The organism is Brevundimonas sp. GW821-FHT09G01 (genome assembly GCF_059416065.1).
Genome location: NZ_JBWKOL010000007.1, coordinates 176,497 through 197,676, shown reverse-complemented (window position 1 = coordinate 197,676; position 21,180 = coordinate 176,497). Strand labels below are relative to the sequence as shown.

The following is a 21,180-nucleotide window of genomic DNA, read 5'->3' as shown; positions in this document are numbered from 1 at the left end:
ATCCGTGAAGGCGGCCGCACCGTCGGCGCCGGCGTCGTCGCCAAGATCATCGAGTAATCGACGGTCTGACGATCTGAGTTGAAGAGCCCCGCCGGAGCGATCCGGCGGGGCTTTTCTTTTGCGCTTCCGAAGGATGATCCGATGCCGGTGTTGTATTCGCTTCCTGATTTCCTGAGCGGCGTCGTGACGCGAGAGCAGTACGTCCGTTGGCTCCACCGCAAGGCCCAGGCCCACGTGATCCGGGACCGCAAGCGCGTGACCTGGCCCGTCACCGTCAGCGCCTACAAGACGGCCATCCACGCCGCGGTCGTGGCGTCGGGCGGACTGGATCACTATACGGGCGAGCCCCTGAACTGGGCTCAGATAAGCACCTATGACAATGCGGCTTCAAAGGCGGGGCGGTCCGCCTACAAGGCCGGGTTTGCGCTGCTTCCCTCAGTCGATCACGTCAGCGGTGACGGCGACGGCTATGACTTCGTCATCTGCGGCTGGCGCACCAACGACAGCAAGCACGACATGAGCCTTGCGGACTTTGTCGCTCTCTGCCGCCGTGTCGTGGCGAGGCACGGACATCTTTCTCCGGCCTAGACGAATCGCACCTCGACCCCCGGCTTCACCGCCGCCGCCAGCTGCCAGGCGTCCCAGTTGGTCAGGCGGACGCAGCCGTGCGAGGCCGTCTTGCCGATCTTCTCCGGATCCGGCGTGCCATGGATGCCGTAGCTGGGCTTGTTCAGGTCGATCCAGACCACGCCGACCGGATTGTTGGGTCCGGCGGGGACGACGATCTTGCGGTCGCCGGGGCCGTAGCTGAGCTTGGCCGGGTCGTAGGTGTAGTCCGGGTTACGGGCGACGCCGTTGACCCGGACCGTGCCGCTGGGGGTCGGATTGTCGCCGCTGCCGATGGTGGCGGGATAGAAGGCCAGCAGGCGGCCGTCGGCGGCGAAGGCCCTCACCGAACCCTCGGCCTTGTCGACCACGATGTGATCCACTTCGGCGGGCAGGGGCGCGGCGCCGATGGCGGGCACCATGATGCGCTGGCCCGCCCGGCGGAAGTCGACGCCCGGGTTCAGGCCCTGCAGCAGGGTCTCGGAAATATGGAAATGCTCGGCGAGGCGCTCCCGCGGGCTGGAATAGTGAACACCCCTGGCCGCCTGTTCGGCCAGTTCGCCGGGCGGCGGGCTGAAGGGACCCGCCGCGTCGGCGGCGCTGAGGGTGTAGGTGGTCATGGCCGGGGCGCCGTCCGCCTGGGTCAGTTTCGCCATCAGTTCGGCGTCGATGGCGTCGCCCTGCATTCCGGCGGCCTTGCGGTAGGCCGCCACCGCCTGGCGCAGGTTGGAGCCCGCCAGACCGTCGATGACGCCCGGAGAGAAGGTCGAGCGGTCCAGCAGGACCTGCAGCCGCACCAGGGCCGGATCGGGCGGAACCACGGCGCCGGGCGCGGGCGCCTGGGCCGGCGGAGCGGCGACCACGGGCGTCGTGATCCGGGCCTCGTCGATCTGGTTCGCGGTGAGAACGGGCGCGCCCGCCTGGGCCGCCGCGGGGGCGTCGGCGGGGCGGTCGGGCTGGCCGCAGGCGGCGAGGGCGAGCAGGCTGGTCGAGGCGAGGATCAGGCGAAAGGTCATGCGGTTCCGGTGCGTTGCAGGTCCGAAGCCAACCCGCCCCGGCGGGGCTTGTTCCCGAACGCCGGTCGCCGGGTCAGAGCAACCGGGGCGCCAGGCCTTCCGCGGTCACCTCGGCCCAGCAGGCGTAGCCGGCGTCATTGAGGTGCAGATCGTCCGGACCGACGCCGCCGCGCTCCAGTCCGGACCAGCCGGCCATGGCGTCGAAGCGGCGGAGCACGGCGTAGCCGCCCTTGCGGCCCTCCTCGGCGATCCGGCGGGCCATCTCGCCGAGCGCCGGATTGCGGCCCCGGAACGACATGTTGCGGGTGTCCTCCGGCAGGCGCTGCGGGTCGATCAGCAGCACATCGACATCGGCTGCCCGCAGCACCGCCTCGCCCCGGTGGAAGTCGGCGAAGACATCGTCGACCATCCGGTCGCGCAGCACGTCATTGGTGCCCAACTGCCAGATGACCAGGTCGACGCGGCCGGCGGCCAGTTCGCGCTCCAGCCGGTTGGCCGTCTCCCGGGCCGTCTCGCCGCCGATGCCCCGGTTGATCACCGTCACGTCCACGCCGGGCATGCGCCGCTCCAGCCCGCGTTCCAGCAGGGGGGCGAAGCCGAGTTCGCGGCGGCTGGCGCCGACGCCCTCGATGGAGGACGAGCCGACCGCGAGAATGGTCAGGCGGCCGGCACGGACCGCGGCCCGGCTGCGCGTCAGGCCGCCGTTGTCGGCGACGAAGCCGGTCTCCAGCGGGCAGACCGCGATGGCCGGGGCGGGAACAGGCGCGGGCGCTCGCTGGGCGAGGGCGGTCGTGGGGACGGCGAGAGCGAAGGCGGACAGAAGGACGGCTGTCTTCAAGGATTGGGCTTTCCGGTGGCGGGGTCGGTGGCGGTTTCGCCCGAGTTTGACGAGTCTCCCGAGCCCGCCGGTTCGGTGGCGGGACGCGGGGGCTGGCCGTCGCGGTCGGGGCGCTGGTTTTCGTTCTCGGTTTCGCGGCTGGGCGGGCGCTTGGGATCGGCCATGAGGCTCTCCTGAGGATGGGACAAGGTCAACGTCAATGACGCGCGGGGGGCTCCCGCGGGCAGGATTCATTAACGATGAACGCTCACCGGGCCGAAACGGGCGCCGTGGCATGACGTCTGCTGCAACGGCCCGGAAACGACGGTCCGGGGGGCGGAAGGACGGCTATGACCGGGTTCAAGGTCGACATCCTCAAGGCGAGCGAACTGGGCGAGGCCGAGTGGGCGGCGTGGCGCGCCTTCCTGGAGGCCAACCCGGCGCTGAACAGTCCCTATTTCCGGCCCAGCTTCACCCGCGTGGCCGGACAGGTCAGCCCGTACGCGGCGGTGGCTGTCTTCTCGCGGGACGGCGAGATCACCGGGTTCTTCCCGCACCAGCGCCGCGGATCGGCGATCCAGCCGCTGGCCGCGCCGATGAACGACTATCACGGGGTCATCGCCCGCCCGGGCGACGGCCCGACGCTGGAAGAGGTCTCGGTTCTGCTGGGCGGGGCCCGCCTGAACGTCACCGCCTGGGTCGGCGACACCCCGCTGGGCGAGGACCGGCGGACGGTGCAGGTCGAACTGGGCGACGACGGCTATGACGGCTGGTACGCCGAGCGGCGTGCGACCTTCGGCAAATTCTTCAAGGACAAGGAACGCGCCCGCCGCAGCATGGAGGCCGAACTGGGCCCGCTGCGGGTCGAGCGCGGCCTGCACGATCCCAAGCTGCTGGACTGGCTGATCGACCTGAAGCGGGATCAGTACAGGCGCACCAACCGGCACGACATCTTCGCCTGCGGTTGGACCGCCGACCTGCTGCACGCCCTGCTGCAGACCCAGGGCGAGAACGGCTTCGGCGCCTCGATGGCGGGGCTGTGGGCCGGTGACCGGCTGACGGCGATCGAATTCTCGCTGCACGCGGGCGACCAGTATCATTTCTGGTTCCCCGGCTATGAGCCCTCGCTGGCGCGCTGCTCGCCCGGCATCCTGCTGAGCATGGACACCATGCGGCTGGCCGCCGCGCTGGGCTACCGCACCTTCGACTTCGGGTTCGAGGGCGAGCACTACAAGAAATACTTCTGCAACGGGGCGCACGTCGTCCGCGAGGCGATGGTCCTGAAGCCCGGTCTCGGCGCGACGGTCAGCCAGGCGGCGGTCAGGGCGCTGGATCTGGCGGGCGAGGGGCGCGGCGAGAAGCTGCGCGCCAGCGTGCGCCGCCGCTGGGCCGCGATCGAAGCCTGCGAAACCACCTCGGCCAACCGCTTCAAGGGCGCGATGCAGGCGGCGGGCGCCGCCCTTGCAAAGGCCCGTGCGTCTTCCACCAACCGCGTTCCGGCCTGAGACACTCCATGACCGAAACCCGCACCCGCTATTCCGGCCCGATCCATCAGGCCCAGGTCCATCCGCACACGCTGGTGGAGCAGGGCTTCGCCACCGACGAGTCGCTGGCGGCCATCCTGGACCGCTATCCGGCCGAGCTGTTCGACATCAACCTGTACGACTACGACGACGATGGGCAGGTCAGCCTGCGCACCGGCGCGCGCGGTCGTCTGGACGGCGCCGAGCTGCTGGCCGCGATCCAGCGGGGCCGGCTGTGGGTCAACATGCGCGAGGTCGAGACCGGCTGGCCGGAGCTGTGGGCCGCCGCCCTGACCGAGTTCGGCAAGGTGCAGGGCGCCTATCCGGGGATGCGGGCGGTGAAGAACGCCGGACAGCTGATCCTGTCCTCGCCCAAGGCGCGGGTGCCCTATCATTTCGATCCGGCGGGCGTGGTCCTGTTCCACATGCGCGGGCGCAAGCGGGTCTACGTCTATCCGGGCGACGAGCAGCACCTGCCCGAGAAGAACATGGAGCAGGTGGTCGCGCGCCAGACGACCGAGGAACTGCCCTACACCCTGGCGTTCGAACAGGACGCGCAGGTGATGGACCTGGAGCCGGGGCAGGCCCTGACCTGGCCGATCTACGCGCCGCACCGGGTGGAGAACCTGGACCGGTTCTGCGTCTCCCTGTCGATGGACTTCCAGACCTGGCCGTCGCGGTTCCGCAACGGGGCGCTGTACACCAACGCCGTGCTGCGCAGCCGGGGCGCGCGGCCGCGCATGACCGACCGGATGGCGACGCCGGAGCTGGCGGCGCGCTGGGCCGCCTCGCTGGCGCTGAAACGGACCGGCGCGCTGAAGAGCCGACTGGAGCATTTCGAGCGGGATTTCGAGCCGGAGGTCGGCGTCGCCGACGGCGCGGGCGCCCTGCGCGTCTGAATTTCCAGACAGGGAAGGCTGTCCGCCTCAGGCGGGGCGGGCCTTCCGGCGGGCATTCTTACAACGGGGTCATGACCTCGTTTTAAAGTGACTTCGGCCCCGGGCGGACGCACCCTTTCCTCACATTCAGGACAGGGAGGTCCACCATGAAACTCGCAATCGCCACCGCCGTATCGGCCGTCGCCCTCGCCGCCGTGGCCGGGCCCGCCTTCGCCAAGGAGCCGAACGTCGAGATCCGCTACGCCGTGGCCCGGGTGGCCGTGGTCGTCGAGGACCGCGCCGACGTGGCCGTCGAGGTCGAACAGGGCTCGTCCCGCCTGCCGCGCGTCGAAGTGACCCGCGTCGGCGACGAAATCCGCGTCAACGGCGGCCTGCGCCGCCGCGGCGGCCTGTTCAACGGCGACAACGACGGCATCAACAACTGCAATAACGGCCCCAACGGCGGCCGCGCCGGCGAAGGTGCCTGGGCCGAGGTCCGCGGCGTCGGCCGCGTGAACGTCGCCGACGCCCCGCTGATCGTCATCCGCACGCCTCGCGACGTCAACGTGAACGCCAGCGGCGCCATCTACGGCTCGGTCGGCCGGGGCGCCCGCTCGCTGGAGCTGGGTCACGGCGGCTGCGGCCGCTGGGATGTGGCCAACGTCGACGGCTCGATGTCGCTGAGCATCGGCGGTTCGGGCGATATCCGCGCCGGGACCTCGTCCTCGCTGGAAGTGGCGATCGGCGGTTCGGGCTCGGTCACGGCCGGCGCCACCCGGGACCTGGACGTCTCGATCGGCGGCTCGGGCGACGTGACGGTCTCGCGCCTCGACGGTCCCCTGGAGGTCGCCATCGGCGGCTCCGGCGACGTGGACGTCCGCAACGGGACCTCTCCGAATGTCGAGATCAGCATCGCCGGCTCGGGCGACGTGAACTTCGGCGGTGTCGCCGGGGACGTCGAAGTCTCCATCGTCGGCGGCGGCGACGTCACCATCGCCCGCGCCACCGGCTCGATCAGCCGCTCGATCATGGGCGGAGGGGACGTGAGAATCGGCAACTGATCCTGCAGTCGCCGTAACGGGAAAGGCCCGGGGATGTGGAACCCCCCGGGCCTTTTTCCTGCCCGCCGTTCAGTCGGGCAGGGGGTCCCGGACAGCAAAAGGCCCCGGCGGATCGCTCCGCCGGGGCCTTCGCTTACGCGATATCGACTAGGGAGCCTTAGAGGGCGCCCAGCAGGCCGGCGACGCCGGCGCCCGGCAGGGCGGCGCCAGCGCGGTCGCGAGCCTGGAGACCGCCGCCGAAGCTGTAGCGCAGGCCGATGGTCCAGGTGTCGATGGTGACGTCTTCGATGTCACCGCGGTTGAAGCCGGCCGCGACCGAGAACGGGGTGTTCGAGATCTCGTACTCGGCGCCCACGCCGTAGGTCCACAGGTCGGCGTCGGTGCCGACGATGTCCACCTTCGAATAGCCCAGGCCCGCGTTCAGGCGCAGGTTCGGGGTGACGTAGAAGGCGGCGTCGCCGGCCACGGTCCAGGCGTCGACGTCGATGTCGTCGGCGGTGGTGTAGGCGACCGAGCCGGTCAGGGTGGCGTTGGCCAGGTACTTCTGGACTTCGCCGCCGAACGTCCAGGCGGTTTCGTCACCGGCGTCGGCCGCGCCGACGAAGCCGCCGAAGCGCAGGTCCGAACCGGACAGGCGGGTCAGGTGAGCCGTGCCGGCGACGCCGGTGTCGTTGGCGTCGTCGTTGTGGGCGACCGAACCGGCGAAGGTGGCGGTCCAGCCGGCGAAGGCGTCAACGGCGACCACGCCGTCAATGGCGTAGCTGTCGGTGTCGGCGTCGGTCGAACCGAAATCGACCGAGCTGTTCGAGTAGGAGACGCCGACCGAACCCACCGGGCCCGACTGGGCGAAGGCCGGAGCGGCGACCAGGGTGGCGGCGACGGCCGAAGCCAGCACGAGAGACTTTTTCATTTTTTGATTTCCTTATTGGGCGGCGCCGGGGGGAGGGCGCCACGGCGGCGTTGCTAACAGCCGTCCGCGTGGCGGAGCTATTACAAAAGGGTCACAAAAACAGCACTTTGGGCCATGTGGCCGATGGGCAACGCATTGTGGCGCCGCTGTGTCTGGACTGGGGCCGAAGGCCGCGGAAGCGCCGCGAACTCGCCGACTTAGGGCGACCACGGAATTGAAAAGGGCCCCGGCGGATCGCTCCGCCGGGGCCCCGGTCTTTCAGGTCTTCAGCAGGGCTTAGAGGCCCAGGGCGAAGATGCCCGCGGCGCCGCCGACCGAACGGGTCAGGTTGGCGCCGGCGCGTTCGCGCTGCTGCAGGTCGCCGCCGAAGTTGAAGCGCACGCCCAGCGACAGGGTGTCCACGTCCAGGTCGACGTCATCCAGGGTGGTGCGGTCCCACGAAGCGAAGACGCTCATCGGGCTGCCGTTGATCTGGTACTCGGCCGCGGCGCCGTAGCTGTAGGCGTCCAGGTCGGTGCCCGAGACGTCGATCTTGCTGTAGGCGGCGTTGGCGTTCAGGCGCAGGTTCGGCAGGACGTAGTAGCCGCCGTCGACGCCCACCGACCACAGGTCGGCGTCCAGGTCGTCGATCGTGCCGTAGCTGACGGCGCCGGTCAGGGTGGCCTTGTCGAAGTACTTCTGCACTTCGGCGCCGGCGCTCAGCAGGCTGGCGCCCGGAGCGGCGTCGGAGGCGGCGATGAAGCCGCCGGCGCGCAGGCCGTTGAACTCACGCGTCAGGTGCAGCTGACCCGAGAAGGTCTTGTTGTCGTCGATCGTGCCGTCGTCCCACGCCATCTTGGCGCCGAAGGTGACGGTCCAGTCGCCCTTGACCGGGCCGGCGACGACGCCGTCGATGGCGTAGCCGTCGACGTCGACGCTGTCGGCTTCAGCCTGGTTCCAGGTGGCGCCGATCGAGCCGGTCGGGGCGGTTTGGGCCAGGGCGGGGGCGGCGGCGAAGGCCGCGACGGCGGCCGTAGCGAGGAAGAGGGTCTTCATGATGCCTACAGGTTGCTGGCAGCTGCGGGGAGTCGCGCTGCGGAGCGGCACGGCTACCAGCGCGGGAAAGAGCTTTGCCATTACAAACGCGTCACAAACCGATGGCGTACGAACCCTGTGGCGGCACGGCCACGCATTGTGGCGCGAATGCGGCGGTTTCGTCCCGGCGTCGGAAACCGGCGGTTCTCGGTGGGGGTGCCTCAATGGAGACGGGCGGCGGACCGCCGATTCTGTCGGCGCGAGGCGATCAGGTTCCGCCGCGGCGGGGCGCGCGTCGGATCACTCTATATATAGGGGAGGGCGAGGACCGTCCGACGGCGGGATCGGCCGGAAGGCGGAAAGGATCGCGGCGCGGGTCGGGACAGGTTCGGCAGGCCGGGATCCTCCCCCTGTTCCGCCGCGCTGGAACGCCGCCGGAGGCCGTCTGGTCGAATAGGGGGAAAACCCCGCGCCGACACAGTTTCGCCGCTTGACGGATCGGGACTCAATCGGCATAAGCGCCCACTCTTGTTGGACCGGCTGTGCAACGAAGCCCTCGGGTGGGTTGCAGACGCGGTTCGCAGGAACGACCTGAGTACCTGTTCTTTGCAGCTCCTTGGGACATCAACGGCCTCCGCGGGCGACTGCGTGGGCCGATCGTTTTTGCGGACGTGCGTACTCTGAAGGCCTTTTGGCCTGAAGACCTCCGGTCTTTGAAATGGTTCACAGGGACGCAGGTTCGCCTGCTTGGGAATAGCTACCGATATGGATCAAAGCATCCGCATCAGGCTCAAGGCCTTCGATCACCGCGTCCTCGACTTTTCGACGCGCGAGATCGTCAACACCGCCAAGCGCACGGGCGCGACCGTTCGTGGTCCGATCCCGCTGCCGACCCTGATCGAAAAGTTCACCGTGAACCGCTCTCCGCACGTCGATAAGAAGTCGCGCGAGCAGTTTGAAATCCGCACGCACAAGCGCGTGCTCGACATCGTCGACCCCACCCCGCAGACCGTGGACGCGCTCATGAAGCTCGACCTGTCCGCCGGCGTGGACGTCGAGATCAAGATTTAATCGAAGAAAGAGGCGGGATCCGATGCGCACGGGCGTGATCGCCAAGAAGCTGGGCATGACCCGCGTGTTCGCCGATGACGGCGCGCACGTACCGGTCACTGTGCTTCAGCTCGACGGCTGCCAAGTCGTCGGCCAACGTACCCAGGAGCGTGACGGCTACGTCGCTCTCCAGCTGGGCGCTGGCACCAAGAAGGCCAAGAACACCAACAAGGCTCAACGCGAAGCTTTCGCGAAGCTGGAAGTGGAACCGAAGGCCTATGTCACCGAGTTCCGCATCGATGCGGACGCCATGATGGATGTGGGCGCCGAGTTCTCGGCCGATCACTTCGTCGCCGGCCAGAAGGTCGATGTCCAAGCCGAGACCATCGGTAAGGGCTTCGCCGGCGCCATGAAGCGCTGGAACTTCGGCGGTCTGCGCGCCACGCACGGTGTTTCGGTCTCGCACCGTTCGCACGGCTCCACGGGTAACCGTCAGGATCCGGGCCGTACGTTCCCGGGCAAGAAGATGGCCGGCCACCTCGGCCAGGAAGTCGTCACTACCCAGAACCTGACCGTCTTCCGCGTTGACGCGGAACGCGGCCTGATCCTGATCAAGGGCGCTGTCCCCGGTCACGAAGGCACGTGGGTCAAGATCCGTGACGCCGTCAAGAAGGCCCGCCCGGCCGACGCCCCGTTCCCCGGCGGCGTGAAGTCGAACAAGGCCGCCGCTGCGGCTCAACCGGCTGAGACGCCGGCTGAGGAAGCCCCGGCCGCCGAGTCCACCGAAGGCGGTGAAGCGTAATGAAACTCTCGGTCATCAAACTCGACGGTAAGGCTGCCGGCGACGTGGAACTGTCGGATGTCGTCTTCGGCATCTCGGACATCCGCGGCGACCTGCTGGCCCGCTACGTCAACTGGCAGCTGGCCAAGCGCCGCGCCGGCACCCACAAGGTTCAAACCCGCAACGAGAACTCTCGTACGGGCAAGAAGATGTACAAGCAGAAGGGCACCGGCGGCGCTCGTCACGGTTCGCGCCGTGCCCCGCAGTTCGTCGGCGGCTCGCGCGCCTTCGGTCCGGTCGTTCGCGACCACGGCTTCTCGCTGCCGAAGAAGGTCCGCGCCCTGGCCCTGCGTCACGCGCTCTCGTCGAAGGCCAAGGCCGGCGACCTGGTCGTCGTCGACAGCATCGCCCTGAAGGACGCCAAGACCGCCGGTCTGCGCGAAACCATCGGCAAGCTGGGCTGGGCCAAGGCCCTGATCATCGCCGGTCCGGAAGTTGACGCCAACTTCGGTCTGGCCGCTCGCAACATCCCGATGGTGAACGTGCTGCCGAACGCCGGCCTGAACGTCTACGACATCCTGCGGGCTGACAAACTGGTGCTGACCAAGGCGGCTGTCGAAGCCATCGAGGCCACCTATGCCGACTACAAGCCCTCGCGCAGCGAGCAGGCTCAAGCTGTGAAGGGAGCCGCGTAATGGCCGGCGCTCAACCCACCGCGCGTCACTACGACACCATCCTGGCTCCGGTGATCACCGAGAAGGCCACGATCCTGTCGGAACAGAACAAGGTCGTCTTCCGCGTCGCGGACAACGCCTCGAAGGACGAGATCGCCGCTGCGGTCGAAGCCCTGTTCAAGGTCAACGTGCTGAAGGTCAACACCCTGGTTCAAAAGGGCAAGACCAAGCGTTTCCGCGGCATCATGGGCCGTCGGGTCGACATCAAAAAAGCGATCGTGACGCTGGCTGAAGGCCAGTCGATCGACGTCACCACGGGGCTCTGATCCAGATGGCCTTGAAAACCTACAATCCGACTTCGCCGGGCCGTCGCGCCCTGGTGCTGATCGACCGCTCGGAGCTCCACAAGGGCCGTCCCGAGAAGTCGCTGACCGAAGGCCTGACCAAGTCGGGCGGACGCGGTCAGGGCGGTCGTATCGCCGTCCGCTTCCGCGGCGGCGGCGCCAAGACGCTGTACCGCAAGATCGACTTCAAGCGTCGCAAGTTCGCCACGGCGACCGTCGAACGCCTGGAATACGATCCGAACCGGACCGCCTTCATCGCCCTCATCGTCTATGAGGACGGCGAAAAGGCCTACATCATCGCGCCGCAACGCCTGAAGGCGGGTGACTCGGTGGTCGCCGGTGAAAAGGTCGACGTGAAGCCGGGCAACGCGATGCCGCTGCGCTCGATCCCGGTCGGCACGATCATCCACAACGTCGAAATGAAGCCGGGCAAGGGCGCCCAGCTGGCCCGCTCGGCCGGCGCCTACGCCCAGCTGGTCGGTCGCGATCAGGGCTACGCCCAGATCCGTCTCGGCTCGGGCGAGCTTCGCATGGTCCTGGACGGCTGCATGGCCACGGTGGGCGCGGTTTCGAACCCCGACCACATGAACCAGAACCTCGGCAAGGCCGGCCGCAAGCGTCACATGGGCTGGCGTCCGCACGTTCGCGGCGTGGCCATGAACCCGATCGACCACCCGCACGGTGGTGGTGAAGGCCGGACCTCTGGTGGTCGCACCCCGGTTACGCCGTGGGGCAAGGACACCAAGGGCACCCGGACCCGCAAGAACAAGGCGACGGACAAGTACATCATCCGCACTCGCCACGTTAAGAAGGCTCGCTAAGAATGGCTCGCTCCTCCTGGAAAGGCCCGTTTGTCGACGGGTATCTGCTCAAGAAGGCCGACGCCGTTCAAACGTCGGGCCGCAAGGACGTGATCAAGACCTGGTCGCGCCGCTCCACCATCCTGCCGCAGTTCGTCGGTCTGACGTTCGGCGTCCACAACGGCCAGAAGCACGTGCCGGTGATCGTCTCTGAAGAGATGGTCGGCATGAAGTTCGGCGAGTTCGCCCCGACCCGGAACTTCCCGGGTCACGCGGCGGACAAGAAGGCCAAAAGGAAGTAACTGATGGCCCAGACCAAAAATCCCCGCCGGGTCGCCCTCACGGAAGCCCGCGCCAAGCTGGTGAACGTCCGGATCAGCCCGCAAAAGCTGAACCTGGTCGCCCAGTCGATCCGCGGCCTGCCGGTGCAGAAGGCGCTCAACGAGCTGGAATTCAGCCGTAAGCGCATCGCCACCGACGTCCGCAAGGTCCTGTATTCGGCGATCTCGAACGCCGAGAACAACCACAACCTCGACATCGACAACCTGGTCGTCGCCGAGGCCTTCGTGGGCAAGAACCTGGTGATGAAGCGTTTCGCGAGCCGCGCTCGTGGTCGCTCGTCGCGCATCCTGAAACCGTTCAGCGAGATCACGATTGTGGTCCGTGAAGCCGGCGAGGCCGCCTGATGGGTCAGAAAATCAATCCGATCGGTTTCCGCCTCGGCGTGAACCGCACGTGGGACAGCCGCTGGTTCGCCGATGGCGCGAACTACGCCCGCCTGCTGCACCAGGACCTGGCGCTGCGCACGTGGCTCAAGGAACGCCTGCAAGCCGCCGGCGTGTCGCGCATCATCATCGAGCGCCCGCACAAGAAGTGCCGCGTGACGATCTACGCCGCCCGTCCGGGTGTCGTGATCGGCAAGAAGGGCGCCGACATCGAGAAGCTCCGCAAGGACATCTCGGCCCGCACTGAAGGCGAAGTTCACCTGAACATCGTCGAAGTCCGCAAGCCGGAAACCGACGCGCAGCTGATCGCCGAGAACATCGCGCAGCAGCTGGAACGCCGGATCGCCTTCCGCCGCGCCATGAAGCGCGCGATGCAGTCGGCCATGCGTCTCGGCGCCAAGGGCGTCCGCATCAACGTTTCGGGCCGCCTCGGCGGCGCTGAAATCGCGCGGATGGAATGGTATCGCGAAGGCCGCGTGCCGCTGCACACCCTGCGCGCCGACATCGACTACGGCTTCATCCAGGCCAAGACGACGTACGGCATCATCGGTGTGAAGGTCTGGGTCTTTAAGGGGGAAGTGCTCGAGCACGACCCGATGGCCCAGGACAAGCGTTGGGCCCAGGAAGCCTCGGGTCCGTCGTCGAATGAAGGCCGCGAACGCGGCGGTCCCCGTGGGGATCGCGGTCCGCGCCGTGACCGGGGACGTGAGAACTAAGTCATGCTGCAACCGAAGAAAACCAAGTACCGGAAGGCCTTCAAGGGCCGGATCCACGGTTCGGCCAAAGGCGGCTTCTCGCTGAACTTCGGCTCGTATGGCCTGAAGACGGTCGAGCCGGAACGCATCACCGCGCGTCAGATCGAGGCGGCCCGCCGCGCGATCACCCGCCAGATGAAGCGTCAGGGCCGCGTCTGGATCCGCGTCTTCCCCGACCTGCCCGTCACGGGCAAGCCGGCCGAAGTCCGGATGGGCAAGGGCAAGGGCGCCGTGGACCACTGGGCCGCGCGCTGCCACCCGGGCCGTATCCTGTTCGAAATCGACGGCGTGCCGGACGACATCGCTCGCGAAGCGCTGCGCCTCGGCGCCGCCAAGCTGCCGGTCCGCACCAAGGTGGTCACCCGCCTCGACGCCGGCGTCGCCCATGTGGAGGCTGCTGCCTGATGGCCAAGATCGCCGATCTCCGGTCGCAAACCGCCGACCAGCTGTCCGACGAGCTGCTGAAGCTCAAGAAGGAACAGTTCAACCTGCGTTTCCAGGCCGCCACCGGCCAAATGGAAAAGACTCACCGCGTTGGTGAAGTGCGCAAAGACATCGCCCGCATCTCGACGCTTCTGCGCGAGAAGCGCGTGAACGCGTAAGGAACGAATATGCCGAAGCGAATTCTCGAAGGCGTGGTCGTCTCTGACAAGGGCGACAAGACTGTCATCGTCAAGGTCGAGCGCACCCTGCTGCACCCGGTCCTGAAGAAGACTGTCCGTCTCTCCAAGAAGTACCACGCCCACGACGAAGCGAACGCCCTCAAGGTCGGTGACCTGGCCCGCATCGTCGAGTGCGCCCCGAAGTCCAAGCTGAAGCGCTGGGAAGTCCTGTCGGACGCCTCGGCCGCCTCGGCTTCGTAAAGAGAAGGATCGGATCCTATGATCCAGATGCAAACTAACCTGGAGGTGGCCGACAATTCGGGCGCTCGCCGGGTCATGTGCATCAAGGTGTTGGGCGGCTCCAAGCGCCGCTACGCCTCGGTGGGCGACACCATTGTCGCCTCGGTGAAGGAAGCGATTCCGCGCGGCCGCGTGAAGAAGGGCGACGTCGTTCGCGCCATCGTCGTGCGCACCGCCAAGGACATCATGCGCAAGGACGGCTCTGTCATCCGTTTCGACAAGTCGGCCGCCGTCATCGTCAACAAGCAGAACGAGCCTGTCGGCACGCGGATCTTCGGCCCGGTTCCCCGCGAACTGCGCGCCAAGAACCACATGAAGATCATCTCGCTGGCTCCGGAGGTCCTGTAACATGGCCGCCAAGATCAAAAAGGGCGACAACGTCGTCGTCCTGACCGGCAAGGACAAGGGCCGCACCGGCCAGGTCCTCAAGGTCCTTCCGACCGATAACCGCGTCCTGGTTCAGGGCATCAACATGGTTCAGCGCCACACGCGTCCGACCCAGGGTGACCCGCAGGGCGGCATCAAGAACAAGGAAGCGTCGCTTCACCTGTCGAACGTCGCGATCGCCGACGCCAACGGCAAGGCGACCCGCGTCGGCTTCAAGGTTGAAGGCGACAAGAAGGTTCGCTTCGCCAAGACGACGGGAGACGTCATCTGATGGCCGACACCAAATACACCCCGCGCCTCAAGGGCGAGTACGTTTCGCGCATCCGCGGCGAGCTGAAGACCAAGTTCGGCTACACCAACGAGATGCAGATCCCCAAGCTGGACAAGATCGTCCTGAACATGGGCATCGGTGAAGCCGTGGCCGACTCCAAGAAGGCGACCGCCGCCCTCAAGGATCTGACGCAGATCGCCGGTCAGAAGGCCGTGCCGACCAAGGCCCGCAACTCCATCGCCGGCTTCAAGCTGCGCGAAGGCATGGTTGTCGGCGGCAAGGTCACCCTGCGCGGCGACCAGATGTACGAGTTCCTGGACCGGTTCATCACGATCGCGCTGCCGCGCGTGAAGGATTTCCGGGGCCTGAAGGGCACCTCGTTCGACGGTCGCGGCAACTACGCCACGGGTCTGAAGGAGCACATCGTGTTCCCGGAGATCAACTACGACCAGATTGATCAGATGTGGGGCATGGACATCATCGTCTGCACCACGGCCAAGACCGATGAGGAAGCCAAGGCTCTCCTCACCGAGTTCAAGTTCCCGTTCGTGAACTGAGCGGGAAGGGAAACAGACAATGGCTAAGAAGTCCGCTGTAAACCGTAACGAGAAGGTCAAGGCCCTCGTCGCGAAGTACGCCGACAAGCGCGCCGCCCTGAAGGCGACCGCGAACAACGAGTCCCTCCCGCTTGAGGAGCGCTTCGAAGCGCGCCTGAAGCTGGCGGAACTGCCGCGCAATTCCGCGCCGAACCGCATCCGCAACCGCTGTGAGGTGACGGGTCGTCCGCGCGCCTACTATCGCAAGCTGAAGATGAGCCGGATCGCCCTGCGTGAGCTGGGCAACCTGGGTCAGATCCCCGGCCTGACGAAGTCGAGCTGGTAAGGGGAGCATAAAGTCATGATGATCAACGATCCCCTGAGCGACATGATCGCCCGCATCAAGAACGCCGCGACCCGCAAGCGTTCGAAGGTGCTGACCCCGGCTTCCCGCCTGCGCCAGCGCGTCCTCGACGTGCTGCAGGACGAAGGCTACATCCGCGGCTACAACCTGGTGCAAAACCCGGGTGAGTTCCCGCAGTTCGAGATCGAGCTGAAGTACTTCGACGGCCAGCCGGTGATCGCCGAGATCGCCCGCGTGTCGAAGCCCGGCCGTCGCGTCTATTCGGCCATCAGCGATCTGAAGCCGATCAAGAACGGCCTCGGCATTTCGATCCTCTCGACGTCCAAGGGCGTCATGTCGGACGCTGCCGCCCGCGACGCGAACGTCGGCGGCGAAGTCCTCTGCAGGGTCTACTAAGATGTCCCGTATCGGCAAGAAAACCATCGCGATCCCGAAGGGCGTCACTGTCGCCCTCGACGGTCAGACCGTCTCGGTGAAGGGTCCCAAGGGCGAACGCACCTGGACCGTCGCTGAAGAGATCGAAGTCAAGCAGGAAGGCGACGAGCTGTCGCTGACCCCGCGGGCTGACACCCAACGCGCTCGCGCGATGTGGGGTCTGTCGCGCACGCTGGTCGACAACATGGTCGTCGGCGTCACCACCGGCTTCGACAAGACGCTGGAACTGGTCGGCGTCGGCTATCGCGCGGCGATGAAGGGCAACCAGCTGTCGCTGCAGCTCGGCTTCTCGCACGACGTCGACATCGATCCGCCGGCCGGCGTCAGCTTCGCTGTTCCGAAGCAGACCGAGATCAAGATCTCGGGCGCGGACAAGCAAGCCGTCGGCCAGATCGCCGCCGTCATCCGCAAGCTTCGTCCGCCGGAGCCCTACAAGGGCAAGGGCGTGCGCTACCAGGGCGAAACCGTCCGGCGCAAGGAAGGCAAGAAGAAGTAAGTCATGGCTCTCTCTCTTCAACAAAAAGCCAAGCGCCGCTCGGAGCGCAACCGTCGCCGCCTGAAGGCTGTCGCCAACGGTCGCCTGCGCCTGTCGGTCTCCCGTTCGGACAAGAACATCTCGGCCCAGATCATCGACGACGTCCAGGGCGTCACGGTGGCCGCCGCCTCGTCGCTGGAAGGCGGCAAGGGCAGCAAGGGCTCGGACGTCGCCGCGGCCGCCGCCATCGGCAAGCTGATCGCCGAGCGCGCCAAGGAGAAGGGCGTCACCGACGTCGTCTTCGATCGCGGCGGTTACATCTATCACGGACGGGTGAAGGCGCTGGCGGAAGCCGCGCGTGAAGCCGGCCTGAACTTCTAAGGGACGCGACAGATGGCGCAACAACCCCAACGCGGCGGCGGCGGCAACGACCGCAACCGTCGTGACAACCGCAACGCTCCCGCCGTCGACGGTCCGGACTCGGACATCGTCGAGAAGCTGGTGCACATCAACCGCGTCGCCGCCACCGTGAAAGGCGGCCGTCGCTTCAGCTTCGCCGCCCTCATGGTCGTCGGTGACGGCAAGGGCCGCGTCGGCTTCGGTCACGGCAAGGCGCGCGAAGTGCCGGAAGCCATCCGCAAGGCGACCGAAGAAGCCAAGAAGACCATGATCAAGGTTCCGCTGCGCGAGAACCGCACCCTGCACCACGACGGCAACGGCCGTTGGGGCGCCGGCAAGATCATGATGCGCGCCGCTCCTCCGGGAACGGGCGTCATCGCGGGCGGTCCGATGCGCGCCGTGCTCGAAACCCTCGGCGTCCAGGACGTCGTGGGCAAGTCGACCGGTTCGTCGAACCCCTACAACATGATCCGTGCGACGTTCGAGGCCCTCAAGGTCCAGTCGTCGCCGCGTCAGGTCGCTTCGAAGCGTGGCAAGAAGGTCGCCGACCTGATGGGCCGCCGCAACGACGGCGCCTCGTCGCCTGAAGCCATCGAGGGCTGATAGACATGGCCAAGACCGAATCCAAAGCCACCGTCACCATCCGCCAGACCGGTTCGCCGATCCGCCGCAAGTCGGACCAGCGCGCCACCCTGTCGGGCCTGGGCCTGAACCGCGTGGGCCGCGAGTCCACGCTGGAAGACACCCCGTCCGTCCGTGGCATGATCGCCAAGGTCGCGCACATGGTCGTCGTGGTCGAGAAGTAAGCTGCTCCCGCCCTTTCGGGGGCGGGACAAGTCGCCGCTTGCGGCGGCAGGGCAAGGGCGGCTATAGGCCGCCCTTCCTTGCGTTCCGGACCTGTCCGGGGCGCGACACAGACATCAACGCCGAGTCCGCTCCCTGAGCGGGCGCTAGAACCCGAAAGGATCAGGCACATGAAACTGAACGAAATCCGCGACAACGAAGGCGCCCACAAGAAGCGCATGCGCGTCGGCCGTGGCCCGGGCTCGGGCAAGGGCAAGACCGCCGGTCGCGGCGTCAAGGGTCAGAAGTCGCGTTCGGGCGTCGCCATCGGCGGCTTCGAAGGCGGCCAGATGCCGCTCTACATGCGCATGCCCAAGCGCGGCTTCAACAATCCGAACGCGCTGAAGCTGGCCGAAGTGAACCTGTGGCGCCTGCAAGACGCCATCGACGCCGGCAAGCTGGACGCCAAGGGTGAGATCAAGGGCGACGCCCTGGTCGCCGCCGGCGTCATCCGCCGCGTCAAGGACGGCGTCCGCGTTCTGGGCACCGGCGAAATCAAGGCCAAGCTGAACCTGGTCGTGTGGTCGGCCTCGGCCGGCGCCGTCAAGGCGATCGAAGCCGCCGGCGGTTCGGTCGTTCAGGAGCGCATCGCCGCTGAAGCCAAGGCCGCCGCCCGCGTCGAGAAGCGCAACGCCGCCAAGGGCAAGGCTCCGGCTCCCAAGGCGCCCAAGGGCGACGCCAACAAGGTCTCGGCCCGCGCCAAGCGCACGGCTGCGAAGTAAAAAGACTAGGGGGCGCCCTCGCCACGAGGGCGCCCTTCTCCTATCTGGACGCAGGCGCGGACTCGTCGTCCGATGCGCCGCGTTCTGATCAGTCGGGGTGACACTATGGCTTCGGCCGCCGAACAACTCGCAGCAAACATGAACATGGGCTCGTTCGCGCGTGCGACCGAGCTTCACAAGCGCCTGCTCTTCACGGTGCTGGCCATGGTCGTGTTCCGTATCGGCTGCTACGTGCCGATCCCCGGGATCAACAACGAGGCCTTCCTGGCCTTCTTCCAGAATCCGGACGGCAACCGCGGCATCCTGGACATGTTCAACATGTTCTCCGGCGGCGCCGTGCAGAACATGGCCGTCTTCGCGCTGAACGTGATGCCGTACATCTCGGCCTCGATCATCGTGCAGCTGATGGGCGCGGTGTACCCGCCCTGGGAAAAGCTGCGTAAGGAAGGCGGCGAGAGCGGCCGCAAGCAGCTGAACCAGTACACCCGCTATCTGACGGTCGTGCTGGCGCTGGCGCAGGCCTTCGGCATCGCCACCCAGCTGAACGGCCAGGCCGGCCTGATCGACGAGCCGGGCCTGTTCTTCATCATCACCACCACGACCTGCCTGACCGCCGGCACCATGTTCCTGATGTGGCTGGGCGAGCAGGTGACCGCGCGCGGCGTCGGCAACGGCATCTCGCTGATCATCTTCGCCGGCATCGTGGCCGTCCTGCCGGGCACCATCGCCCGCCTGTTCGGCCTGGCCCAGCAAGGCCAGATGTCGCCGTTCGCCCTGATCTTCATCGCCGCCATGGCCGTGGCCGTGGTGATGTTCATCGTCTTCATGGAGCGCGCCCAGCGCCGCCTGCTGATCCAGTATCCGAAGCGCCAGGAAGGCAACCGGATGGCTGGGGGCGAGCGCTCGTTCCTGCCGCTGAAGGTCAACACCGCGGGCGTGATCCCGCCGATCTTCGCCTCGTCGCTGCTGATGCTGCCGACGACGGTCGCCTCGCTGACCGCGACGGCCAACCTGCCGCCGTGGATGGACTGGCTGCCGCTGGTCACCGCGCAGATGCAGCACGGCCAGCCGCTGTTCTCGGCCCTGTACGCGATCCTGATCGTCTTCTTCTGCTTCTTCTACACCTCGATCACCTTCAATCCCGAGGACACCGCCGAGAACCTGCGCAAGTACGGCGGCTTCCTGCCGGGCATCCGTCCGGGCAAGCGCACGGCCGAGTATCTGGACTACGTCCTGACCCGTCTGACGGTGATCGGCGCGGCCTACATCACCGCCGTCTGCCTGCTGCCCGAGATCGTCGTCGCCAACTTCGGCAACGGCCTGTATTTCGGCGGCACCTCGGTTCTGATCGTGGTCTCGGTGACCATGGACACCGTGGCGCAGATCCAGTCGCAACTGCTGGCGCACCAGTACGAAGGCCTGATCAAGAAGGCCAAGCTGCGCGGCCGGGGCAAGGGCGTGACCGCGCCCGCGCGCCGGTAAGTCTGATCGCACGGGGAGGGCGGCGATGAATCTGATCCTGTTCGGACCGCCGGCGGCGGGCAAGGGCACGCAGGCCAAGCGCCTGGTCGAGTCCCGCGGCATGATCCAGCTGTCGACCGGCGACATGCTGCGCGAGGCGATCGCTTCGGGCTCCGAGCTGGGCCAGACCTGCCAGGCGATCATGTCGCGCGGCGACCTGGTCCCCGACGCCGTGGTCATCGCCCTGATCGAGGCCCAGCTGAAGGCCGCCGAGGACGCCGGCGGAGCCATCTTCGACGGGTTCCCCCGCACCCTGGCCCAGGCCGAGGCCCTGGATGAGATGCTGGCCAAGCTGGGCAAGCAGATCGACCACGTCATCCGCCTGAAGGTCGACGACGCCGCCCTGCTGGACCGGGTCTCGGCCCGGTTCGCCGACCAGGGCCGTCCGGACGACAATCCCGAAAGCTTCAAGGTCCGTCTGGACGCCTACAACCGCAACACGGCGCCCCTGCTGCCCTACTATGCGGACAAGGGCCTGCTGACCGAGGTCGACGGCATGGGCTCCATCGCCGCCGTCTCCGCCGCCATCGACGCCGCCCTGGCCTGATCAGGCCCTGATCCGGGGCCTGCTCGACCGGGCAGGCGTACGATCCGTGACAGCGCGCGTTCATGTGCCATGTGGCATAGAACGCCGGTGAAGATGGGACATCCGATCCTGAAGGACCGCCGGGTCCGCAACGCCGGCATCGCCGCGAGCATTCTCGCGGCGCACCTGGTCGTGGCCGTTCTCATTGGCCGGGGCGGGCCGACAGGGCCGCTGGTCCTGCCCACGCCGCCGCTGAACGTCATCCTGTTCCGCCCGACGGTTCCGCCGCCGCCTCCGCCTCCGCCGCCTCCGGAACAGCCGGTGCGCAGCCAGGGGGGAGGGGCGCCCGCCGCGCCGTCGCGCGTCCACGTCACGCCGCGCCCGCCCGACGTCCCGCCAGAGCTGCCCGCGCCGGTCACGCCGGCGCCCGAGCCCGCCCTGACGGTCGGCGTGGCCCCGATCGCCTCGGCCGAGCCGGGCATGGGGCAGGGCGGGCAGGGGACGGGCGCAGGGACGGGCGTCGGCGCCGGGGACGGGCCCGGCTCGGGCGTCGGCCCCATCATCCTGAAGGGGGCCAGCGCCCGCGAGATCTTCGAGGACACCCCGCGCGAACTGCGCCGCCGGGCGCGCGGGGTCGACGTCACCGTCACCTGCGTGATCCGCCTTGACGAGCGGGTGGAGGGCTGCCGCGTGGTTGACGAGCGGCCGGCGGGGCAGGGGTTCGGCGCCGTGGCGGTCCGCATCGCCGAGAGCCGCTTCCGCATTCGCCCGGCCCGCGCCGCCTCGGGCCAGCCCGTCGCCGGGGGACGCATCACCATCGGGGTGATCTGGCCCTGAGACCGGGC

33 protein-coding genes are annotated in these 21,180 nt (G+C 67.5%); 28 read left to right on the top strand and 5 right to left on the bottom strand.

Annotation, left to right across the window (positions count from 1 at the left end):
• Nucleotides 1–78 precede the first annotated feature (78 nt).
• Entirely contained in the window at nt 79–588 is a 510-nt protein-coding gene (locus tag AC07NB_RS14450; RefSeq protein WP_494572024.1) for a hypothetical protein, read from the top strand.
• Here the strand turns inward: AC07NB_RS14450 and AC07NB_RS14445 are convergent.
• From AC07NB_RS14445 to AC07NB_RS14435, 3 genes are all read right to left on the bottom strand, one after another.
• Entirely contained in the window at nt 585–1,622 is a 1,038-nt protein-coding gene (locus AC07NB_RS14445; RefSeq protein ID WP_492312732.1) for a L,D-transpeptidase family protein, read from the bottom strand. The two genes, AC07NB_RS14450 and AC07NB_RS14445, sit on opposite strands and share 4 nt — an antisense overlap.
• A 73-nt stretch (nt 1,623–1,695) precedes the next feature.
• Nucleotides 1,696–2,460 (bottom strand): SGNH/GDSL hydrolase family protein, encoded by a 765-nt coding sequence (locus AC07NB_RS14440; RefSeq protein WP_492312733.1) that lies wholly within the window; start codon nt 2,458–2,460, stop codon nt 1,696–1,698.
• Complete coding sequence (locus AC07NB_RS14435) at nt 2,457–2,624, bottom strand: hypothetical protein (protein WP_291838195.1); 168 nt, start codon at nt 2,622–2,624, stop codon at nt 2,457–2,459. Before AC07NB_RS14435 ends, AC07NB_RS14440 begins: the two co-directional genes overlap by 4 nt.
• A 165-nt stretch (nt 2,625–2,789) precedes the next feature.
• On the opposite strand from AC07NB_RS14435, the gene AC07NB_RS14430 reads away from it, so the two are divergent.
• From AC07NB_RS14430 to AC07NB_RS14420, 3 genes are all read left to right on the top strand, one after another.
• Nucleotides 2,790–3,944, top strand: a complete 1,155-nt coding sequence (locus tag AC07NB_RS14430; RefSeq protein WP_494572023.1) for a GNAT family N-acetyltransferase — start codon at nt 2,790–2,792, stop codon at nt 3,942–3,944.
• A gap of 8 nt (nt 3,945–3,952) precedes the next feature.
• The gene (locus AC07NB_RS14425) at nt 3,953–4,861 is read left to right on the top strand and encodes a cupin-like domain-containing protein (protein WP_494572022.1); all 909 of its coding nucleotides are present in this window, start codon (nt 3,953–3,955) and stop codon (nt 4,859–4,861) included.
• Nucleotides 4,862–5,007: 146 nt separating this feature from the next.
• The gene (locus AC07NB_RS14420; protein ID WP_291838202.1) at nt 5,008–5,901 is read left to right on the top strand and encodes a GIN domain-containing protein; all 894 of its coding nucleotides are present in this window, start codon (nt 5,008–5,010) and stop codon (nt 5,899–5,901) included.
• 157 nt (nt 5,902–6,058) lie between these two features.
• On the opposite strand, the gene AC07NB_RS14415 is transcribed toward AC07NB_RS14420, so the two are convergent.
• Complete coding sequence (locus AC07NB_RS14415) at nt 6,059–6,811, bottom strand: outer membrane beta-barrel protein (protein ID WP_492312736.1); 753 nt, start codon at nt 6,809–6,811, stop codon at nt 6,059–6,061.
• A 276-nt stretch (nt 6,812–7,087) separates the two neighbouring features.
• On the bottom strand, nt 7,088–7,846 hold the full coding sequence (locus AC07NB_RS14410; protein ID WP_494572021.1) for a hypothetical protein: 759 nt from the start codon (nt 7,844–7,846) through the stop codon (nt 7,088–7,090).
• Between the two features lie 744 nt (nt 7,847–8,590).
• On the opposite strand from AC07NB_RS14410, the gene rpsJ reads away from it, so the two are divergent.
• The 24 genes from rpsJ to AC07NB_RS14290 all read left to right on the top strand — a co-directional run bounded on the left by rpsJ (nt 8,591) and on the right by AC07NB_RS14290 (nt 21,172).
• The gene (gene rpsJ, locus AC07NB_RS14405; RefSeq protein ID WP_003164367.1) at nt 8,591–8,896 is read left to right on the top strand and encodes a 30S ribosomal protein S10; all 306 of its coding nucleotides are present in this window, start codon (nt 8,591–8,593) and stop codon (nt 8,894–8,896) included.
• 22 nt (nt 8,897–8,918) lie between these two features.
• Entirely contained in the window at nt 8,919–9,677 is a 759-nt protein-coding gene (gene rplC, locus AC07NB_RS14400; protein ID WP_492312737.1) for a 50S ribosomal protein L3, read from the top strand.
• Nucleotides 9,677–10,351 (top strand): 50S ribosomal protein L4, encoded by a 675-nt coding sequence (gene rplD, locus AC07NB_RS14395; protein ID WP_492312738.1) that lies wholly within the window; start codon nt 9,677–9,679, stop codon nt 10,349–10,351. The genes rplC and rplD overlap by 1 nt, the downstream gene beginning before the upstream one ends.
• Nucleotides 10,351–10,656: a 50S ribosomal protein L23 gene (locus AC07NB_RS14390; protein WP_056450366.1), complete on the top strand. Its 306-nt coding sequence runs from the start codon at nt 10,351–10,353 to the stop codon at nt 10,654–10,656. The genes rplD and AC07NB_RS14390 overlap by 1 nt, the downstream gene beginning before the upstream one ends.
• A 5-nt stretch (nt 10,657–10,661) precedes the next feature.
• Nucleotides 10,662–11,495 (top strand): 50S ribosomal protein L2, encoded by an 834-nt coding sequence (gene rplB, locus AC07NB_RS14385; protein ID WP_492312739.1) that lies wholly within the window; start codon nt 10,662–10,664, stop codon nt 11,493–11,495.
• A gap of 2 nt (nt 11,496–11,497) precedes the next feature.
• A complete protein-coding gene (gene rpsS / locus AC07NB_RS14380) occupies nt 11,498–11,776 on the top strand; it encodes a 30S ribosomal protein S19 (protein WP_141626256.1) in 279 nt (92 codons plus the stop codon).
• 3 nt (nt 11,777–11,779) lie between these two features.
• Nucleotides 11,780–12,160: a 50S ribosomal protein L22 gene (rplV, locus tag AC07NB_RS14375; RefSeq protein ID WP_291837498.1), complete on the top strand. Its 381-nt coding sequence runs from the start codon at nt 11,780–11,782 to the stop codon at nt 12,158–12,160.
• Nucleotides 12,160–12,915, top strand: coding sequence for a 30S ribosomal protein S3 (gene rpsC, locus AC07NB_RS14370; protein WP_492312740.1), 756 nt, complete (start codon nt 12,160–12,162; stop codon nt 12,913–12,915). Before rplV ends, rpsC begins: the two co-directional genes overlap by 1 nt.
• Nucleotides 12,916–12,918: 3 nt before the next feature.
• Nucleotides 12,919–13,359, top strand: a complete 441-nt coding sequence (rplP, locus tag AC07NB_RS14365; RefSeq protein ID WP_291837504.1) for a 50S ribosomal protein L16 — start codon at nt 12,919–12,921, stop codon at nt 13,357–13,359.
• Nucleotides 13,359–13,556, top strand: a complete 198-nt coding sequence (gene rpmC / locus AC07NB_RS14360) for a 50S ribosomal protein L29 (RefSeq protein ID WP_291837507.1) — start codon at nt 13,359–13,361, stop codon at nt 13,554–13,556. The genes rplP and rpmC overlap by 1 nt, the downstream gene beginning before the upstream one ends.
• 9 nt (nt 13,557–13,565) lie before the next feature.
• Entirely contained in the window at nt 13,566–13,817 is a 252-nt protein-coding gene (gene rpsQ / locus AC07NB_RS14355; protein ID WP_141626261.1) for a 30S ribosomal protein S17, read from the top strand.
• A gap of 18 nt (nt 13,818–13,835) precedes the next feature.
• Entirely contained in the window at nt 13,836–14,204 is a 369-nt protein-coding gene (gene rplN / locus AC07NB_RS14350; protein ID WP_055832151.1) for a 50S ribosomal protein L14, read from the top strand.
• Nucleotide 14,205: 1 nt separating this feature from the next.
• A complete protein-coding gene (gene rplX / locus AC07NB_RS14345) occupies nt 14,206–14,514 on the top strand; it encodes a 50S ribosomal protein L24 (RefSeq protein WP_494572020.1) in 309 nt (102 codons plus the stop codon).
• Nucleotides 14,514–15,071 (top strand): 50S ribosomal protein L5, encoded by a 558-nt coding sequence (gene rplE / locus AC07NB_RS14340; RefSeq protein WP_291837521.1) that lies wholly within the window; start codon nt 14,514–14,516, stop codon nt 15,069–15,071. Before rplX ends, rplE begins: the two co-directional genes overlap by 1 nt.
• A 19-nt stretch (nt 15,072–15,090) precedes the next feature.
• Entirely contained in the window at nt 15,091–15,396 is a 306-nt protein-coding gene (rpsN, locus tag AC07NB_RS14335; RefSeq protein ID WP_291837526.1) for a 30S ribosomal protein S14, read from the top strand.
• Between the two features lie 15 nt (nt 15,397–15,411).
• A complete protein-coding gene (gene rpsH / locus AC07NB_RS14330; RefSeq protein WP_141626265.1) occupies nt 15,412–15,810 on the top strand; it encodes a 30S ribosomal protein S8 in 399 nt (132 codons plus the stop codon).
• Nucleotide 15,811: 1 nt separating this feature from the next.
• Entirely contained in the window at nt 15,812–16,345 is a 534-nt protein-coding gene (rplF, locus tag AC07NB_RS14325; protein ID WP_291837532.1) for a 50S ribosomal protein L6, read from the top strand.
• 3 nt (nt 16,346–16,348) lie between these two features.
• Complete coding sequence (gene rplR / locus AC07NB_RS14320) at nt 16,349–16,705, top strand: 50S ribosomal protein L18 (protein WP_291837535.1); 357 nt, start codon at nt 16,349–16,351, stop codon at nt 16,703–16,705.
• A 12-nt stretch (nt 16,706–16,717) separates the two neighbouring features.
• Complete coding sequence (gene rpsE, locus AC07NB_RS14315) at nt 16,718–17,326, top strand: 30S ribosomal protein S5 (RefSeq protein WP_291837538.1); 609 nt, start codon at nt 16,718–16,720, stop codon at nt 17,324–17,326.
• Nucleotides 17,327–17,331: 5 nt separating this feature from the next.
• Nucleotides 17,332–17,529 (top strand): 50S ribosomal protein L30, encoded by a 198-nt coding sequence (gene rpmD, locus AC07NB_RS14310; protein ID WP_291837541.1) that lies wholly within the window; start codon nt 17,332–17,334, stop codon nt 17,527–17,529.
• 168 nt (nt 17,530–17,697) lie between these two features.
• On the top strand, nt 17,698–18,288 hold the full coding sequence (rplO, locus tag AC07NB_RS14305; RefSeq protein WP_492312741.1) for a 50S ribosomal protein L15: 591 nt from the start codon (nt 17,698–17,700) through the stop codon (nt 18,286–18,288).
• Nucleotides 18,289–18,393: 105 nt separating this feature from the next.
• On the top strand, nt 18,394–19,770 hold the full coding sequence (gene secY / locus AC07NB_RS14300) for a preprotein translocase subunit SecY (protein WP_492312742.1): 1,377 nt from the start codon (nt 18,394–18,396) through the stop codon (nt 19,768–19,770).
• Nucleotides 19,771–19,795: 25 nt separating this feature from the next.
• Nucleotides 19,796–20,356, top strand: coding sequence for an adenylate kinase (locus AC07NB_RS14295; RefSeq protein WP_291837548.1), 561 nt, complete (start codon nt 19,796–19,798; stop codon nt 20,354–20,356).
• A 93-nt stretch (nt 20,357–20,449) separates the two neighbouring features.
• Nucleotides 20,450–21,172 (top strand): energy transducer TonB, encoded by a 723-nt coding sequence (locus AC07NB_RS14290; RefSeq protein WP_494572019.1) that lies wholly within the window; start codon nt 20,450–20,452, stop codon nt 21,170–21,172.
• Nucleotides 21,173–21,180: the final 8 nt, after the last annotated feature.